This window comes from Amycolatopsis sp. TRM77291, from assembly GCF_054166285.1.
The window spans coordinates 4,109,796-4,127,090 of record NZ_JBSZHF010000001.1; the positions used below are offsets into that span (position 1 = coordinate 4,109,796).

Genomic DNA, 17,295 nt, shown 5'->3' on the forward strand with positions numbered 1-17,295 from the left:
GTCGCGAAAGCCACTTTCGAGACGCCTGACGTCCCGAAAGTGGCTTTCGCGACACCCTGACCCAGTCCTTCCGGCGCACTCGCGCTGGTGCTCAGCCTGACGGCGGGCCGGACCGCCGCCACGCGCGAACTCACTCCATGACGCGGATGGGCGAACCCGCCTGGAAGGCCGCGATGTCCTCGACCGCGTCGCGGTAGAAGATCTCGTAAGTCTCACGCGTGACGTAGCCGATGTGCGGGGTGAGCACGACGTTGTCCAGCGTCCGCAGCGGATGCTCCGCGGGCAGCGGCTCGACGTCGTACACGTCCAGCGCGGCGACCGCGATCTCCTTGCGGCGCAAGGCGTCCACCAGCGCGGCTTCGTCCACGATCGGGCCGCGCGAGGTGTTGACCAGCATGGCCGTCGGCTTCATCGCGGCGAGTTCGGGCGCGCCGACCAGCCCCCGGCTGCGGCGGCTGAGCACCAGGTGGATCGACAGCACGTCCGCGCGGGCGAACAGTTCGTCCTTCGACACCGCCGTCACCCCGTGGGGATCGGCCTTCTCCTGGGTCAGGTTCTGACTCCAGGCGATGGTCTCCATGCCGAAGGCCTGGCCGATCTTGGCCGCGCCCGCGCCGAGCCTGCCGAGCCCGAGCAGCCCGAGGGTCTTGCCGGACAGGATCGTGCCGACGGTGGTCTGCCAGCCGCCCTCACGCATGTTCCGCGACTCCACCGGCACGTTCCGCGCGGCGGCGAGGATCAGCGCCCAGGTGTGCTCGGCCGCCGGGGCCGCGATGTACCCGGTGGAACAGACGACCACCCCGTTGCGCCGGGCGGCGGCGACGTCGATCGCGGCGTTGCGGTGGCCGGTGCTCACCAGCAACTTGAGCGAGGGCAGCCGGTCGAGGACCTCGGCCGGGAAGCGGGTGCGCTCGCGCATCGCGACCACGACGTCGAAATCCCGGAGACGGCCCACCACGTCGGCGGGATCCGCGAACGGCTTCGTGAACACCTCGATGTCGGCGCCGAGGGAATCCCAGTCCCCGAAACCGAGCGCCACTTCCTGGTAGTCGTCGAGAATCGCGATCTTCATGCTTCCCAGGCTAGAGTCGGCGCCGAAGCCATGCCTGGGGAGGCCACCGTGATCCTGGAGTTCCGCACCTACCGGTTGAAGCCGGGGACCAGCGAAGAACTCCTCCGGGTGATGACCGAAGAGTCCATCCCCCTGCTGGAGCGGGCGGGGTTACGGGTCGTCGACTTCGGACGCTCGCTGGTCGCCGAGGACGGTCACGAAGAGGCGTACCTGATCCGCGCGTTCGGATCTCTCGAAGAACACGAACGGCAGGAACGCGAGTTCTATGGCAGCGAGGCCTGGCTGACGGGCCCGCGCGAGGCGATCGTCTCGCGGATCGAGAGCTACCACACGATCGTCGTCGAGACCACCGAAGAGGCGGTCAAGGCACTTGACCGACGATGACCGGGAACGAGGAGCGGGGATGCACGACGGCGAGATCCTGGCCTGGACCGAGACCGAGAGGCTGAGCTTCGCGGATCTGCTGGAGGGTCTCGCCGAGCGGGACTGGTCGGCGAAGACCCTGTGTACGGAGTGGACGGTCCACGCGATGGCGGGCCATCTCGCGCAGACCACCAGGAACCGGCTCAAGGACACCCTCGCCGGCATCGTGAAGGCCAGGGGGAACTGGGACCGGATGAACACCGACCAGGCCATCGCCTACGCCGCGCGGTACACCCCGGCCGAACTCGTCGCCCAGATCCGCGAGGACGCCGGATCGGCCCGCCGCTCGCCGGGCGCCAAACCGGTCGACCCGCTCGCCGACGTCCTCATCCACGGCCAGGACGTCGCCCGCCCGCTCGGCGTCGACCGCCCGATGCCGGAGAAGCCGGCGATCGCGGCACTGGAGCACATTCTCGTCAGCCCGTTCTGGGGCGCCAAGAAACGTTGCCGGGACCTCAGGCTGATCGCCACCGACTCCGGCTGGTCCGGCGGAACGGGCACCGAAGAGGTCCGGGGCCCGCTCGCCGACCTGCTCCTGGCGGTGAGCGGGCGCGGCGCCGGGCTGGCCACGCTCACCGGCCCGGGCGCCGCGCTGCTCGGCGCCCCCTGAGGGCTACCAGCGCGGGACGAACACGTCGACGCGCACCAGGTGGTGGTCCGACGCGTCGTTGAGCCGGGCCAGCGGTGAATCGGGCAGCGGCCAGAAGACCTCGGCGCGCCAGGGGAACAGGCCCTTCGACGGCAGGACGTAGTCGATCCGCAGGTTCCCTGGCGCGTTGTCGTTGAAGTCGCCGGTGTCGAAGTACGGGTCGCCCTTCTGGCCGATGTTGGCGCCGGCCTGGTCCTGCGCGGCCCGCACGCCGCCTTCGCTGCCCGGCCGGGTTTCGATGACGCGCGGGGCGTTCAGCAGGCGCGAGATGGCGCCGGGAACGCTGTCGCCGTCGAGCGGGTCGGAGTTCTGGTCGCCGGCGATGACGAACTTCTCGTGCGCGCCCAGCCCGCCGCGGCGGCCGCTGTCGTCGCGGATGTAGCGGCCCTTGCCCGGGGTCACGTAGTCCGCCCAGAAGCGGATCTCGTCGTGGTTGCGGGTGCCGTTGCGGTCTTCGGGGCCGTCGAAGGTGGGCGGCGTCGGATGCGAGGCCAGGAAGTGCACGGTCGAGCGGCCGACGCGGATCGGAACGTCCCAATGGGACTTCGACGACAGGCGCAGCACGTCGAGCACCTGCGGCGAGTACCAGTCGTTCGGCGCCGCGGTGGCCGGGTCGTCCGGGAGCAGCGCGCCCGGCATGTCTTTCCAGAGGAACTTCTGGAAGGTCCGCGCGTTCTTGGTGTCGATCGGGTACTTCGACAGCACGAGCATGCCGTACTGGCCCTCGAAGAGGCCGAAACCGTGCGCGTCGTTGCCGCCGCCGACCTGGCCGTTGCGGTCGAGGTCGAAACCGGTCGCGACACCGGTGTTCGACGGCGCGGTGAACGCGTACGGATAGTCGATCGGCGCCGCGCCGTTCTGGCCGCGCTTCAGGTAGTTCTCGCGGAACAGGTCCGCGGCGCGGTTGCCGGGCACGTAGTCGAACTCGTTGATCAGCAGCACGTCGGGCCGGTTGCGCTGGATCACCTCGGCGACCTCGTTCGCCTGCGCGTTGCCCGGCTGCGACAGATCGGTCACCAGCTGGCCGGCGGCTCCGCGGTTGAGCGAGGCGTTGTACGTCGCGAAGCGGATGTTCTGCCCGACGGTGGCTTCCGCCGGTGTGGCGGCCAGCAGCGTCCCGGCCAGCATGGCGCCCGATGTGAGCACGGCGGCGATGCGTTTCACGGTCTTACCTCCCGGAGTCCGGTGCGACCTTACGCACTCCGCGCGGCCGTACGGGTGAGCTTCAGGTGAACAGCGTCTCTTGAACGCGTTCAAAATCTGGGCTACGGTTCTTCTTGAACACGTTCAAAAGGAGGTCCCCATGCAACCCGTAGTCGTGGCCTACGCGCTCTACCTGGCCATCGCCGTTCCATTGACCGTGCTGGTCGCCCGCACGCTGAGCAGGCACGGCAAAACGTTCCTGGAAGACGTCTTCCAGGACAAACAAGCGCTGGCGCATTCGGTCAACCAACTGCTCGTCGTAGGCTTCTACCTGGTCAGCCTTGGTTTCGTGACCCTGTTCCTGACCAGTGACGACACCGTCCTCGACGCGCGCGACGTCTTCGAGATGCTGTCGGTCAAGGTCGGCACCGTGGCGCTCGTGCTCGGCGTGATGCACGTCGGGAACGTGCTGGTGTTCAACGGGATCCGGCGCAAGCACCTCAACCACGCCGCCGCGCGGCCCGCGCCGGTGCCGCCGCCCTACCCCGGCTACCCGGCGCCCGCTCCACACCCCGCGCCCTGACCGGATACCGTGCAGTGGTGGCGAAGAGTGAGGAAACCAAGTCACTGATCGTGGCGACCGCGTTGCGGTTGTTCGCCGAGAACGGCTACGACCGCACGACCATGCGGGCCATCGCCGCCGAAGCGGGCGTGTCGGTCGGGAACGCCTACTACTACTTCGCCTCCAAAGACCAGCTGATCCAAGGTTTCTATGACGAGATCGCCAACGCGCACCTGACCACCGTGCGCGAGACGATCGCAGGTGAGCGGGACTTCAGCGCCCGGCTCAGGTCCGTCCTGCTCACCTGGCTCGACGTCGCCGAGCCGTACCACCGCTTCGGCACCCAGCTCTTCGTCAACGCCGCCGACCCGGACTCACCGCTGAGCCCGTTCAGCGAGGAGTCCTCGCCCGCCCGGGACGCCTCCGTCGGCCTGATGCGCGACGTCATCGCCGACTCCGACGTCAAACTCGACCCGGACCTGCGGGACGATCTGCCCGATCTGCTGTGGCTGTACCAGATGGGGGTCGTGCTGTTCTGGGTCCACGACCGGTCCGCCGGGCAGAAACGCAGCCGGATCCTGGTGGAACGGACGGTCCCGCTGATCGCGCGGCTGGTGGGCCTTTCGCGGCTGCGGGTACTGCGGCCGGTGAGCCGGGAGATCGTTTCGCTGATCCGGGACCTCTCGAAGCGGGACGACGACTGAGCGGCAGACCATGTCGCGAAAGCCACTTTCGCGACGTCCGATGTCCCGAAAGTGGCTTTCGCGACGCCTCCGGCTTCCCGGGCGAGCCGCATTCAGAGGACTAAACGCGGGAGTCCCGGACGGTCCGGAAATACAGGAACCGCGGCTCGGTCCGCAGTTTCGCGTACCACTTCGGGTCCGATTCGGCGATCGCCTCGACCGGCATCGGTTCGACCAGCCGGTCGACGGCGAAACCGGCATCCCGCACCGCGTCGAACGTCCAGCTCAGCGGCCGCCGGTAGAACCGGACCTTCTGGCCCGCCGGGAACTCGTCCTCCAGCAGTTCGAGCTGGAAGTAGTTCCGCTTCTCGAACCAGCGCCAGTCCTCACCGGGATGGTGCACCGAGAACACCAGGAGACCGCCCGGTTTGAGCACCCGCCGGAACTCCGCCAGCGCCGGCGCCCAGTCCTTCAGGTAATGCAGCACCAGCGACGCCGTGACGACGTCGATCGAGCCGTCCTCGATGAACGGCATCGGCCGCGAGACGTCCGCCGTCTCGAAGCGAGCGACCTCCCCGAACTTCTCCCTGGCCACGGCGACCATGCCCTCGCTGGCGTCGACGCCGAGGACGTCCGCGCCCTTCGCGGCGAGCAGGGCGCTGAGGTGTCCGGCCGCGCTGCCGACGTCCAGCACCCGTTTGCCCGCCACGTCCCCCGCCAGCTCCACGATGGCGGGCCGGTCGTAGTGGGCGTTGGTGCTGCTGGTCTCGGCGTGCGCCGCGTAGAGCCGCGCGAAACCGTCGTACTGGGCGGCGCGCGCCCGTTCGATGATCGCGTCGACGACCTCGGATTTGGCGTCGGCGTACTGCTGGATGTACTTCCAGGTGCGCGACGCCAGTTCCCGTTTCCTGTCTTCGTAGAGCTTCCGCTCGTCCTCGTGCGCGATCAGGCGGTCACGGAAGAGCCGGTAACGCTCGGTCTGGCCGTTGTCCGGCGAGTAGACGTGCAGGTTGATGTTGGTGTCCGGGCCTTTGAAGCAGCGGTGCTTCTCCCACTCCGGCTCACGGATGACGAGCTTGTAGCCCTCGGCCTCCAGCTGCGGCACATAGGCGTCTTCGTCGTCCGAATCGGCGACGATCAGCATGATGTCGATGATCGGTTTCGCGCAGAGCCCCGGCACCGACGTGGAGCCGACGTGCTCCAGGACCAGCGCGCGCTCCCCCAGGATCCCCCTGACGCGCTTCGCTTCCCGGTCGAACAGCTCGGGCCACTCCGGGTCGTATTCGGCCAGCGTGACGGTGGAATTCAGTACCGGAGCCTGATCGACCCACGAGTCGTTGATGTCTTCTTCGGTGTAGTCGTCTCGATCGGGTTTAGGCATTGACCCCTTGTTCCTTCCTCAGCACTCCTCGCGAGTCTGCGCGCGACCACGATCGCGTCGCCAGGGCGCAAGTAGGAATCAGACGTCTCATCCCCCATCAAGAGCGCCCTGCCGCCGAGATCGCGGGCCGTCCGGCCAGGGGCGCGCGCGGAGGCAGTCCGACTGCCGCGACGCCCCTCTCGAGGCAGTCGGCCAGATTATCGAACCCGGGCGATCTTGTCAGCCGATCGGCAGAGAAAGGATCCCGCCGGTCGCCTCGCGCAGCGCGTCCCGCATCTCCGCCCGCGGCGCCGGCTGTCCGGTGAAGTACTCGGACTGCCCGAAGGCCTGATGCAGCAACATGTCCAGCCCGGTCGCGAGCCGCCCTCCCCGCTCCGCGACCGCTTCGGCGAGCGCGGTCGGCCAAGGGTGGTAGATGACGTCGAGGACGCAGGCGATCCGGGACAGCTCAGCGAGATGCGGCCGGACGGCGTCCGGGGGCACGGTGTTCACGAGTACCGCCGAATCGGCCGCGAGTTTCCCGAAGTCGGCCTCCGCCCAGCGGAGGACCTCGACATCGAGCCCGGCTCGCTGAGCCGCCTCGACCGTCTCCGTCGCCCGTGCGGGATCCCGCACGACGAGCCGCACCGTCCGCACGCCGAGCGACGCCAGCCCGACGACGGCCGCGGCGGCCGTGCCACCCGCACCGAGGACGACGGCGTCGTCGTCCGCACCGGGCGAGTACTCACCCGCGATCCGCAGCGCCTCGGTGACCCCGTCGACGTCGGTGCAGTCGGCGAGCCAGCCGGTTTCCCGGCGCACCAGCGTGTTCGCCGCGCCGACGGCCGCCGCGCGCGGCGTGACCTCGTCGGCGTGCTCCAGCGCGGCCCGTTTCCCGGGCATGGTCACCGAAAGCCCGGTCCACTCCGGACCGAGGCCGTCGACGAACGCGGGCAGCCCGGGACCGTCCATCTCGACCCGCTCGTAGGTCCAGCCGTCCAGCCCCAGCGCGCGGAAGGCGGCGCCGTGCAGCACGGGCGAGAGCGAGTGTTCGACCGGTTTCCCGAGTACCGCGGCCTTCCGGCTAGATGACACCTCGCCTCACCGCGTCGTCTCGGTTCTTCCGGTGGTCGTCGAAGTTCACCGCGAAGCAGGAAAGCCCGTTCTTCTCGCATTTGACGAAGAACAGCCACTCCCCCGCCGTCGGCTTCAGCGCGGCCTGGATCGCCTCCGCGCTCACGACCGCGATCGGTGTCGGAGTCAGGCCGACCGACTTGTAGGTGTTGTAGGCGCCCGCTTTTTCCCGTTCTTCGGGTTTGGTGAGCAGGGTCGGCCGGTCGAGGACGTAGTTGACCGTCGAGTCCATCTCGAGCCGCATCTTCTTGTCGATCCGGTTGTAGATGACCCGCGAGATCTTCCCGAAGTCGGCCTTCACCGCCTCGCGTTCGATGATCGACGCGATGACGAGCGTCTCGTAGGGGGTCTTGCCCTCCCCCTTCGACTGATCGCTCAACCCGGCGTTCAGGATGCGCTCCGCCGAGGTCTTGACGACGAACGTCAGCAGCTCTTCGGCACTCCAGCCGGGCTTGATGTTGTAGATGCCCGGGGCGATCAGCCCTTCGAGCCGCCGGTCCTTGTGCTCGGCGTTCGTGGCGGCCTCGACGGCCCAGGACGGGACGCCCAGCTTCGCCAGATCCGCGTTCTCGATCGTCTTGCGGAGCTCCTCGACCGGGATACAGGTGCTCTTGCCGTTCAGATCGGCGCAGGAAGCCTTGGACAGCAACGAATACACACCCGGGGTCACCTTGCCGTCGGGCTGGGTGATGTCGTGGAACTGGGTGTACGGCCGGATCTCGACCTGGCCGACCTTCGACGCGGGCGCGATCATCTTCTCGACCGCGCTGGCACCGGACATCTTCGTCTTCATGACGTAGTAGCCCTGCTGGAGCCGCGAGACGGCGGTGTTGTCCTCCCCCGCCTTCACGAACGCCTTGCCGCTGGCGACCACCCCGGCCGCCTGGAGCCGGTTGCCGATCGCCGACGTCGAGTCGCCCTTCTCCACCTGGACGAGGACGTCGCTCTCGCCGGCGCCTTCGTAGTCGTCGTACCCGAAGATCTCGGTGAAGCCGTAGTAGGCGCCACCGGCGAGCAGGACGAGCACGGTCAGCGCGGCGATCCAGCCCAGCGCGCGCTTCTTCTTGCGCTTCTTGGGCGGCGGCCCTTGACGTTCCGGGCGCTCGTCCTCGATGCGTTCGGGCTCGGCCCGGTCTTCGTCGTCGAAGTCTTCGTAATCCTCGTAGTCGTCGTACTCGTCATAGTCGTCGTACGGGTCGTCACCGAAGATCTCGTTGTATTCCTCTTCGCTGCCCTCGGGCGGCGAACCGGGTTTCGCGCCGGGACGCCGGGCGATCGGCGCCTCCTGGATGGCGGGGAGGATGTCGGTCGGCCGCTCGTCCGGGAGCGGGCCGTCGTCCTCGATGCGCCTGCGGCGGCCGGGACGGGGTACCTCGTCCTGGGCGTAGGCGGGCATGCCAAGACCCCGGTCACCCGGCTGGGCGGACCGTCGCTGCGGAGCGGGCGGCGGTGGCGGGACCGCGGGTTCCGGCACCCGCCTCGGCGGAACCGGACGCGACGGCTCGTCGGCGGCGCGCCGGGCACGCGGCGGCGGCTCCTCCGGCGACCGGCGGGCACGCGGCGGTTCTTCCGCCGGACGCCGCACGGGCGGCGGCTCGGGCGGTTCCTGCCGGACGTGCCGTCGTCCCGTCGGCTGGGGTTCCGGCCGTCGACGCGGCGGGGCCGGTGGCGGGCTGGCCTCCTCAGGCTCCCGCAACCGTCGTCTACCGCCCTGACGGCGCTCGGGCCGGCCGTGGGGCTCGGTCATGTATCGCCCTTCCGTGCGCGATGTGCCGCTACCGCGTCGATCCACGCCTGCAGGATCTCGACCGCGGCCGCCTGATCGACGACGGCACGTTGCTTACGTCCCTTCACCCCACGCTGCGACAGCATCCTGGATGCCGTCACCGTGGTCAACCGCTCGTCGGCCAGGCGCACCGGCACCGGAGCGATCCTGGCGGCGACCTTTTCGGCATAGTCCAGCGCCGCTTCGGCCGCCGGTCCATGACGGTCCTTGAGCGTCCTCGGCAAACCGACGACGACCTCGACCACGTCGTGTTCCGTGACGAGTCCGACGAGCAGGTCGACGTCCTTGTCGCCCGCCGCGTCGCGAGTGAGGGTAACGAGAGGGCTCGCGAGGATGGGGTCGGGATCGCTCAACGCGACCCCGACCCGGACGGATCCGACATCCACGCCAAGCCGCCTGCCACGCCCCGGATCGGACTCCCCTGGCCGATCCGGGCGCCGCTGGGGGGCGTCGTCAGCCAACTTGGGCGACCGCCGCGCGCAGGGAGGCGATGGCCTGCTCGGCCCCGGCCGGGTTGGTGCCCCCGCCCTGCGCCATGTCCGGCTTGCCGCCGCCACGGCCGCCGATCGCCTTGGCGAACGACGGGACGAGCTTGCCAGCCGCGATGCCCTTCTCCTGCGCCGCCTTCGTGGTGGCGACGACGAAGGCGACCTTTTCGCCCTGCGGGGCGAACAGCGCGACGATGCCGGGACGGTTGCCGAGCCTGCCGCGGATGTCCGAAGCCAGCGCGCGCAGGCCGTTCGAGTCGACCCCCTCGCCGAGCTTCTCCGCCACGACCGCGACGCCGCCGATGTCCTCGGCCTTGTCCGCGAGCGAGCCCGCCGAACCGAGCACCTGCTGGGTGCGCAGCTGCTCGATCTCCTTCTCGGCGTTCTTGAGCCGGGTGAGCACGTCGTCGATGCGCGACGGCAGCTGCTCCGAGGGCACCTTGAAGGTGTTCGCGAGCTGCGAGACCAGCAACTGCTCCTTGCGGACGTACTTGAGCGCGTCCGTGCCGACCAGCGCCTCGACGCGGTGCACGCCGGATCCGATGGACGAGTCGCCCACCAGCTTCACCAGGCCGAGCTGGCCGATGCGGTCGACGTGGGTGCCGCCGCAGAGTTCGCGGGAGTACTCGCCCATGTCGACGACGCGGACGTCGTTGCCGTACTTCTCGCCGAACAGCGCGACCGCGCCCAGTTCGAGGGCCTTGTCCTTCGTGGTGACGAAGGTGTTCACCTCGACGTTGGTCTGGAGGTAGTCGTTGACCTCCTCCTCGACCTCGGTCAGCACGTCGGCCGACACACCGCCGGAGGTGGTGAAGTCGAAACGCATCCGGCCCGGCGAGTTCAGCGAACCGGCCTGCGCCGCGCGCTTGCCGTACGCGCCGCGCACGGCGGCGTGCACCAGGTGCGTCGCGGAGTGCGACCGCTCGATCGACAGGCGGCGGTGCTGGTCGACCGAACCGGTCAGCGTGCTGCCGATGCCGACCTCGCCCTCGGTCACCTCGACGCGGTGCACGAACAGGCCGGGCACGATCTTCTGCACGTCGTGGACCTTGAGCTCGACGCCGTCGCCGAGCAGCACGCCGGTGTCGGCGACCTGGCCACCGCTCTCGGCGTAGAACGGCGTGCGGTCCAGGACCAGCTCCGCCTTCTTGCCCGCGCCGACACTGCGCACCGGGACGCCGTCTTCCAGCAGCGCGACGACCTTCGCCTCGGCCTGCAGATCGGTGTAGCCGAGGAACTCGGTCTCGCCGTTCTGTTCCAGCACCTTGCGGTACTCGGACAGGTCGCCGTGACCGGTCTTGCGCGACGCCGCGTCGGCCTTCGCGCGCTGCCGCTGCTCGTTCATGAGCGTGCGGAAGCCCTCTTCGTCGACGGTCAGGCCCTGCTCGGACGCCATCTCCAGGGTCAGGTCGATCGGGAAGCCGTAGGTGTCGTGCAGCTGGAACGCCTTGTCCCCGGCCAGCAGCGAGCCGCCGGCGCGCTTGGTCTCCTCGGCCGCGAGGTCGAAGATGCGCGAGCCGCTGGTGAGCGTGGAGAGGAAGGCCTCCTCCTCGACGCGCACGACGTCCTCGATGCGGTCGAAACCGGAGACCAGCTCGGGGTACGTCGGGCCCATGGTGTCGCGGACGACCGCGGCGAAGGCGGGCAGCACCGGCTCGTGCACGCCGAGCAGGCGCGCGGAGCGGATGATGCGGCGCAGCAGGCGGCGCAGCACGTAGCCGCGGCCGTCGTTGCCCGGGGTGACGCCGTCGCCGATGAGCAGCACGCCGGTGCGGGCGTGGTCGGCGATGACGCGGAAGCGGACGTCGTCGGTGTGGTCGGAGCCGTAGCGGCGGCCGGAGAACTCCTCGGCGCGGCCGATCACCGGGCGGACGAGGTCGGTCTCGTAGACGTTCTCGACACCCTGCAGGATCGTCGCGACCCGCTCGACACCCATGCCGGTGTCGATGTTCTTCTTCGGCAGCTCACCGATCGGCTTGTGGCCGTGTTTCGGGCTCTTGTCGCCCCGCACGTCCTGCATGAAGACGAGGTTCCAGATCTCGATGTAGCGGTCCTCGTCGGCGACCGGGCCGCCCTCGCGGCCGTAGTCCGGGCCGCGGTCGTAGTAGATCTCCGAGCACGGGCCGCCGGGACCGGGCACGCCCATGTCCCAGTAGTTGTCCTTGCCGTCACGGGACTGGATGCGCTCGCCGGGCAGGCCGGTGAGCTTCTTCCACAGGCCCGCGGCCTCGGAGTCGTCCTCGTAGACGGTCGCCCAGATGCGGTTCGGGTCGAGGCCGTAGCCGCCGTCGCTCTGGGGCTTCGTGATCAGCTCCCAGGCCGCCTCGATGGCGCCTTCCTTGAAGTAGTCGCCGAAGGAGAAGTTCCCGGCCATCTGGAAGAACGTGTTGTGCCGGGTGGTCTTGCCGACCTCGTCGATGTCCGGCGTGCGGACGCATTTCTGGACGCTGGTCGCGCGCGGGTACGGCGGCGGGGCCTCGCCGAGGAAGTACGGCTTGAACTGGACCATGCCGGCGTTGACGAACAGCAGGTTCGGGTCGTCGAGGATCAGCGGCGCGCTGGGGACGCGCGTGTGTCCCTTGTTCTCGAAATGGCTCAGAAAACGCTGGGTGATTTCGTGTGTTTCCACGGGATCGTCCTTGTATACGGGCTCGCGCGAAGGCGCTGGGAATGCGGACAGGCGGGAACGGCGAAGGGCTGGGCTTCCGGACGCGGCCGGATCAGCCCTCCGCCCGGCGAGCTCGCCGGACCGGGCGCCGCGACGACGCCGCGTGCCTGCCCTCGGTCACGGGGGCCGTGCTCAAGCCGGTCCGTTCGGACACCATGTCGTGCAACTCCTGTTCCCGCTCGCTCATCCCGGCGCGGACCTCCGCGCCGAACGAACCGACGGCGCCCGCGAGTTCCCGCACGGCGTCACCCAGGTTCGAGGCTAACCCCGCCGGGGTGGCCTGGCGAGCGGTTTCCGTCGCTTTGCGTGACAGGGCGACGCCGGCGACCACGCCGACGCCGAGCCAGAACAGGCGCTTCATTTGCGGCCCCGCTTCTTCGCCGGACGAGAGGCTTTCGCTTCCGCCTTCTTCCGGCGGGCCTTGATGGCCTTGCTGAGGCCGTAGGACAGCGCGGCCGTCTTCACCAGCGGTCCGCCGAGCGTCGCGGTGAACACCGACGACAGCGCGGACACGTTGCCCGACACGGCCTGCGCGTTGGCGGTGATGCCGTCGACCCGCTCCAGCTGCGTGTTGACGTGCGTGATCGTCTCGTTCGCGCCGATCAGCAGCGGGTCGGTGTTCTCGTGCGCCTTGCGGATGGCGATCGTGGCCTCGTCCAGGGTCCGGCCGAGCTTGAACAGCACGATCGCCAGCAGCACGACGAGTACGACGAATGCTCCTGCGGCGATCAGCGCGGCGATCTGCCCTGCCGACACGGGCCCTCCTCAAGGGTCTGCGGTCTTTGGTGCCCGTGAGGTTACCGCGCAGGCGCCCGTTCAGCGGTGTCACCCCGCCGAACGGTCACTCAGCGCAGTGACCTCACGACCGGCGGACTGGAATCGGACCCTCAGCGCCCGCTCTTGGGCGGCGTGGTCTTCGCGTGCTTGTGCGGGTCTTCGGGCGCGCGGCCGTTGCGGCGGTCGTTGCCCGGCTGCGGGGAGGTGGCGGGGGCCCGCGTCTCCGGCGTCTCGGGCGTCGCACGCGAAGCCGGGGCCTGGGCCGGAGGCGGCCCGGCGCTCGTGGGCGGAGCCTCGTGAACCGGCTCGGACGTTCCCCGCGATACCGGTGGCGAAGCCGTACGAGATGGCCCGTCCGGTGTCGTGGCGGACGGCGGCGTGGTGGGCGGTGCCACGGTGGGCGGCGCCGTCACGGGCGGCGGGGGCGTCACCTGTGGCGTGGGGAACGGCCTGAGCTCCAGCGCGCTGGGCAGATCCGGCACGCCGGAGAACGCCACCAGGAGGAGGACCCCGTAACCGGCGGCGGCACCGGCACTGATCGCGGCCCGGCGGACGAAGACGCGACGACGGCCATCAGGGTCTGCGAACATCGGTCTCACGAGGCCTCCCCGCCTTCGTTTCGTCGTGATGTCCGGGAACCACGGCCCTCCGGCTATCGACGCCGAGTGGACCTGTTCGGTTCTTGTGACGTTCATGTTACTGGGTCAAGGTTCCGGCATGCCTGAACTGTCACGCCGTACGTTGCTGGGCGCCACCGGCGCCGCGGCCGCCACCACCCTTCTCCCGCCGTCCGTGCACGCCGCCATGGCCGAACCCATGCGGCGGGGCGGGCTCGACGCCATCGAGCACGTGATCGTGCTGATGCAGGAGAACCGGTCGTTCGACCACTACTACGGCAGCCTGCGCGGGGTCCGGGGCTTCTCCGACGCGCATCCGCTCGAACTGCCGTCGGGGACGTCGGTGTTCGAGCAGCCGAATCCGGCGGGCGGCACGGTGCTGCCGTTCTCGGTGCGCGAGGCGGCCGAACTCGCCGGGCGGAAACCGGACGACATCCAGTACCTCGGCGACCTCGACCACAGCTGGAACGGCAGCGGCAAGGCGTGGGCACGCGGCTGGAACAACGGCTGGATCGCGGCGAAGACGCCGGCCACCATGACCTACTACGAGCGCCGCGACATCGCGCTCCAGTACGAACTCGCGGACACCTTCACCATCTGCGACGCCTACCACTGCTCGGTCTTCGGCTCCACCAACCCGAACCGGAACTTCCTGTGGACCGGGACCACCGGGTTCGAACCGGGCAGCACGACGAACCGCGCGGTCACGAACGCGGCGTACTCCTACGACCACAAGGGCTACGACTGGACGACGTACCCGGAGCGCCTGGAGGCCGCCGGGGTGCCGTGGCAGATCTACCAGGAGTGGGACAACTTCACCGACAACGCGGTCGAGTACTTCGTGCCGTTCAAGAAGGTCGGCACGAAGATCCTGGCTTCGGTCGAGGAGAAGTTCCGCACCACCGAAGAGTTCTACGACAACCTCCTCAAGAAGACCCCCGAAGAGCGCACCAAACTGCTGGCACAGTTCGACGCCGGGGTCGCGAAACTGACGCCCGCCGAGCGGAACCTGTTCCGGAAGGCCATGTACCGCAGCGAGCCGGAGACGCTGGTGACCCGGCTGAAGGCGGACATCCAGGCGCGGCGCCTGCCCGCGGTCAGCTGGCTGGTGCCGTCCGCGAAGGACTCCGAGCACCCCGGCGCGTCCACCCCGGTCGGCAGCGCGAACCTGATCTACCGCGTGCTCGACGCGCTGGCGTCCGACCGCGAGACCTGGTCCAAGACGGTGCTGCTGATCAACTTCGACGAGAACGACGGCTACTTCGACCACGTCCCGCCGCCGATGCCGCCCGGGAACGCGGCCAACGACGCCGACCACTTCAACGGCCAGCCGCTCGGCTTCGGCCCGCGCGTGCCGATGACGGTCGTCTCGCCGTGGTCGATCGGCGGCAACGTCGACTCCACCGTGTACGACCACACGTCGGTGCTGCGGTTCCTCGAACGCTGGACCGGGATCGCCGAGCCGAACATCAGCAAGTGGCGGCGGACCGTCGCGGGCGACCTCACCGGCGCCTTCGACTTCTCGCGCGCCGGACGTCAGCCGCGGGTGAACCGGCCCGGCCCGGTGCCCGCGCCGATCAGCCGCTGGCGGCCGTCCGCCCCGGCGGAGCAAAGCCTGCCCGTGGCCGAGCCCGGGAACCGGCCGTCCCGGCCGCTGCCGTACCAGGTGTCGGTCTCCGGCGCGGTGGACAAGTCGGGGAACCTGGCGCTTTCGCTGGCCAACAGCGGCTCGTCGTCGGCGCATTTCGCGCTGTACCCGTACAAGGGCGAATTCCCCGAGCCCGCGCACCGCGACGTCCGCGGCGAGGCGCCGGAGCTCGTCCGGCCGGCCGGTGACGAATACCGCGTCGTCGTCCAGGGACCGAACCGGTCGTGGTGGGAGTTTCGCGGTAACCGTCGCGGGGCCGCCGCGGGTGTCGATGTCCGGACGCGGTTCCTCACGTGGCGCTCGGGTGTCGAGTTCAAGCTGTCCAACTCGGGCGCTTCGGCGCTGACGCTGCGGCTGTCGTCTTCGCGGTTCACGCGTGTCGTGCGGGTCGGGGCCGGGCGTTCGGTCACGGTGGACTGGCCGGTTTCGGGTGGCTGGTACGACGTGAAGGTCACCGCGGACGGCGATCCGTCGTTCCTGCGGACGCTGACCGCGCGGGTGGAGAACGGGCGGACCGGCGTCTCCTGCTGATCGTTCCGTGAAGGCCTCCTTCCCTACTCTCAAGGTAGGGAAGGAGGCCTTCACGGACTCACGGCCGGCGCCTCCGCCAGTACGCGAAGCAGACTGCCGCCAGCAGCGGCCCCCAGAGCAGGAGCGGGGCGTAGGTGAGTTCGAAGAAGGCGAGTTTCCAGCCGTGCAGTGTCTTCGTGGGGTAGTCGGCCGGAAGGGGATCGCCTTGGAGGGTGATCCCGGCCATCTCGGTGACCACGGCGGAGGTCCACAGAACGGTCAGGACCGCGGCGCCGAGAGCGGCGGGCACGACGGCGGCGAGTGGCGGCACCCGTCGGCCGCCGAGTAGCGGAATCCAGCGCGGGAAGACCTCTCCCCACCCCGCGATCAGCCCGATGGCGGTGAAGGCGATCAGCTCGGAGACGACGGACAACGCGACGACGTACACCGGCCCCGGCAACCACGACGGGAGCTGGCCCGAACCGTGCGGGCCGTCACCGCCGATCTCGAAGACGACGGTCATGATCCGCCACAGGCCGGACGGGAGCACGGTGAAGGGGATGGCGTAAGCCGCCACCTTGGCCCAGCGGGGGACGCCGGGCACCGGGGCGTGCGCCCTGGTCCACGCGGCGCGCAGCCGCCCGGTCGCGGTGGCTTGGTGGACGGTCATCCGGGCTCCTCGGGTTTCGCTCGCTTGATCGGTTCCCACGATCACAGCCGCCCCGGTCCGCTTGCGTCCCTCGCCGGATGGAAGCGGGTCCACTCCATGGGGGAACGCGCCTTATCCGGTTGCGTGGAGGTCGCCGTCGTTCCTAGCGTCGCTCATGACCGTCACCCTGCACTCGCTCAGTTTCGCCGCACACGACCCGCGTCGTCTCTCCCGTTTCTGGACGGGCCTCCTCGGCCCGGAAATCGACGACGAGACCGGTTTCCGGCTCAGCTTCGTGCCGTCGGACGAACCGAAGACCCGCCAGAACCAGATGCATTTCGACCTGACGAGCGAGTCCATCGAAGACCAGGAGCGGACGGTCGCCAGGGCGCTCGAACTCGGCGGACGGCATATCGACGTCGGCCAGCGCCCCGAGGAGGGGCACGTGGTGCTCGCCGACCCCGAGGGCAACGAGTTCTGCGTCATCGGGCCGGGCAACGACTTCCTCGCCGACTGCGGTTTCGTCGGCGCCGTCGCGTGCGACGGTTCACAAGAGGTCGGCTACTTCTGGAGCGAGGCGCTCGGCTGGCCGCTGGTGTGGGACCAGGACCAGGAGACGGCGATCCGGTCTCCGCACGGCGGCCCGAAGATCACTTGGGGCGGCCCGCCGTTCACCCCGAAGGCCGGGCCGAACAGGCTGCGTTTCATTCTGACCGGCTCCCTGCCGGAAGTCGAGCGGCTCGTCGCGCTCGGCGCCACCCGGCTCGGCACCGGGGAGGGACCGGTGGGGATGGCGGATCCCGACGGGAACGAGTTTTCCTTCGTGGCACGGGCATAACACGTGTCGGATGTGGCCGGAGCGCCGGACGGCCTCCCTTCACCGGACCGCGTCCCTCACCGTGTGGATTTTGGTGCGTTGGATGACCCGAAATCCACACAGTCCGGCCGAGCCCGTCCCTGTCACCACGGGAACGAGTTTCCGTCGTGGTACGGGAAACGGCGGCATAACACGGATCGGATGGGGCCGGAAGTATGGTCACCGCCGGCAAAGCCGGACCTGACGGACCACAGGTACGCTCCGCCGTACGGCACCGGGCGGAAATTGGTCTACACCTATTGACGCGCG

17 protein-coding genes are annotated in these 17,295 nt (G+C 69.4%); 6 read left to right on the forward strand and 11 right to left on the reverse strand.

Translation table 11 applies throughout. The annotated features are described in order from the left end of the window. Nucleotides 1-130: 130 nt before the first annotated feature. Complete coding sequence (locus tag ACXIZN_RS18820; protein WP_457955938.1) at nucleotides 131-1,072, reverse strand: D-2-hydroxyacid dehydrogenase family protein; 942 nt, start codon at nucleotides 1,070-1,072, stop codon at nucleotides 131-133. Between the two features lie 30 nt (nucleotides 1,073-1,102). Here ACXIZN_RS18820 and ACXIZN_RS18825 point away from each other — a divergent pair, with 30 nt between their 5' ends. Next, complete coding sequence (locus ACXIZN_RS18825) at nucleotides 1,103-1,456, forward strand: NIPSNAP family protein (RefSeq protein WP_457955939.1); 354 nt, start codon at nucleotides 1,103-1,105, stop codon at nucleotides 1,454-1,456. Nucleotides 1,457-1,475: 19 nt separating this feature from the next. Next, nucleotides 1,476-2,105 (forward strand): maleylpyruvate isomerase family mycothiol-dependent enzyme, encoded by a 630-nt coding sequence (locus ACXIZN_RS18830; protein ID WP_457955941.1) that lies wholly within the window; start codon nucleotides 1,476-1,478, stop codon nucleotides 2,103-2,105. A gap of 3 nt (nucleotides 2,106-2,108) precedes the next feature. Here ACXIZN_RS18830 and ACXIZN_RS18835 read toward each other — a convergent pair whose 3' ends face one another. Next, on the reverse strand, nucleotides 2,109-3,308 hold the full coding sequence (locus ACXIZN_RS18835) for an endonuclease/exonuclease/phosphatase family protein (protein WP_457955943.1): 1,200 nt from the start codon (nucleotides 3,306-3,308) through the stop codon (nucleotides 2,109-2,111). Between the two features lie 139 nt (nucleotides 3,309-3,447). Between ACXIZN_RS18835 and ACXIZN_RS18840 the strand changes: the two genes are divergently transcribed. Together ACXIZN_RS18840 and ACXIZN_RS18845 are read left to right on the forward strand one after the other, a co-directional pair. Beyond that, nucleotides 3,448-3,870: a hypothetical protein gene (locus ACXIZN_RS18840; protein WP_126731685.1), complete on the forward strand. Its 423-nt coding sequence runs from the start codon at nucleotides 3,448-3,450 to the stop codon at nucleotides 3,868-3,870. A gap of 17 nt (nucleotides 3,871-3,887) precedes the next feature. After that, nucleotides 3,888-4,553 carry a TetR family transcriptional regulator gene (locus ACXIZN_RS18845; protein ID WP_457955944.1) on the forward strand — a complete coding sequence of 222 codons (666 nt, stop codon included), beginning with the start codon at nucleotides 3,888-3,890 and terminating at the stop codon, nucleotides 4,551-4,553. 100 nt (nucleotides 4,554-4,653) lie between these two features. Here ACXIZN_RS18845 and ACXIZN_RS18850 read toward each other — a convergent pair whose 3' ends face one another. The 8 genes from ACXIZN_RS18850 to ACXIZN_RS18885 form a co-directional block, all read right to left on the reverse strand. Continuing rightward, on the reverse strand, nucleotides 4,654-5,913 hold the full coding sequence (locus tag ACXIZN_RS18850; RefSeq protein ID WP_457955945.1) for a GrpB family protein: 1,260 nt from the start codon (nucleotides 5,911-5,913) through the stop codon (nucleotides 4,654-4,656). A gap of 219 nt (nucleotides 5,914-6,132) precedes the next feature. Then, a complete protein-coding gene (locus ACXIZN_RS18855) occupies nucleotides 6,133-6,987 on the reverse strand; it encodes a shikimate dehydrogenase (RefSeq protein ID WP_457955946.1) in 855 nt (284 codons plus the stop codon). Then, on the reverse strand, nucleotides 6,977-8,422 hold the full coding sequence (gene mltG / locus ACXIZN_RS18860) for an endolytic transglycosylase MltG (protein ID WP_457960554.1): 1,446 nt from the start codon (nucleotides 8,420-8,422) through the stop codon (nucleotides 6,977-6,979). The genes ACXIZN_RS18855 and mltG overlap by 11 nt, the downstream gene beginning before the upstream one ends. A 347-nt stretch (nucleotides 8,423-8,769) precedes the next feature. Beyond that, complete coding sequence (gene ruvX / locus ACXIZN_RS18865; protein WP_034318271.1) at nucleotides 8,770-9,273, reverse strand: Holliday junction resolvase RuvX; 504 nt, start codon at nucleotides 9,271-9,273, stop codon at nucleotides 8,770-8,772. Beyond that, a complete protein-coding gene (alaS, locus tag ACXIZN_RS18870) occupies nucleotides 9,266-11,929 on the reverse strand; it encodes an alanine--tRNA ligase (protein ID WP_457955947.1) in 2,664 nt (887 codons plus the stop codon). The genes ruvX and alaS overlap by 8 nt, the downstream gene beginning before the upstream one ends. Before the next feature lie 91 nt (nucleotides 11,930-12,020). Then, nucleotides 12,021-12,329: a hypothetical protein gene (locus ACXIZN_RS18875; RefSeq protein WP_016333063.1), complete on the reverse strand. Its 309-nt coding sequence runs from the start codon at nucleotides 12,327-12,329 to the stop codon at nucleotides 12,021-12,023. Next, the gene (locus ACXIZN_RS18880; protein WP_007031187.1) at nucleotides 12,326-12,724 is read right to left on the reverse strand and encodes a DUF948 domain-containing protein; all 399 of its coding nucleotides are present in this window, start codon (nucleotides 12,722-12,724) and stop codon (nucleotides 12,326-12,328) included. The genes ACXIZN_RS18875 and ACXIZN_RS18880 overlap by 4 nt, the downstream gene beginning before the upstream one ends. 131 nt (nucleotides 12,725-12,855) lie before the next feature. Continuing rightward, nucleotides 12,856-13,344: a hypothetical protein gene (locus tag ACXIZN_RS18885; protein WP_457955948.1), complete on the reverse strand. Its 489-nt coding sequence runs from the start codon at nucleotides 13,342-13,344 to the stop codon at nucleotides 12,856-12,858. 118 nt (nucleotides 13,345-13,462) lie between these two features. On the opposite strand from ACXIZN_RS18885, the gene ACXIZN_RS18890 reads away from it, so the two are divergent. Next, nucleotides 13,463-15,541 carry a phosphocholine-specific phospholipase C gene (locus tag ACXIZN_RS18890; RefSeq protein ID WP_457955950.1) on the forward strand — a complete coding sequence of 693 codons (2,079 nt, stop codon included), beginning with the start codon at nucleotides 13,463-13,465 and terminating at the stop codon, nucleotides 15,539-15,541. Between the two features lie 58 nt (nucleotides 15,542-15,599). On the opposite strand, the gene ACXIZN_RS18895 is transcribed toward ACXIZN_RS18890, so the two are convergent. Further along, nucleotides 15,600-16,190, reverse strand: coding sequence for a hypothetical protein (locus ACXIZN_RS18895; protein WP_126731674.1), 591 nt, complete (start codon nucleotides 16,188-16,190; stop codon nucleotides 15,600-15,602). A 154-nt stretch (nucleotides 16,191-16,344) separates the two neighbouring features. Between ACXIZN_RS18895 and ACXIZN_RS18900 the strand changes: the two genes are divergently transcribed. After that, nucleotides 16,345-17,007, forward strand: coding sequence for a VOC family protein (locus tag ACXIZN_RS18900; protein ID WP_457955952.1), 663 nt, complete (start codon nucleotides 16,345-16,347; stop codon nucleotides 17,005-17,007). The last annotated feature ends 288 nt before the right edge of the window (nucleotides 17,008-17,295 follow it).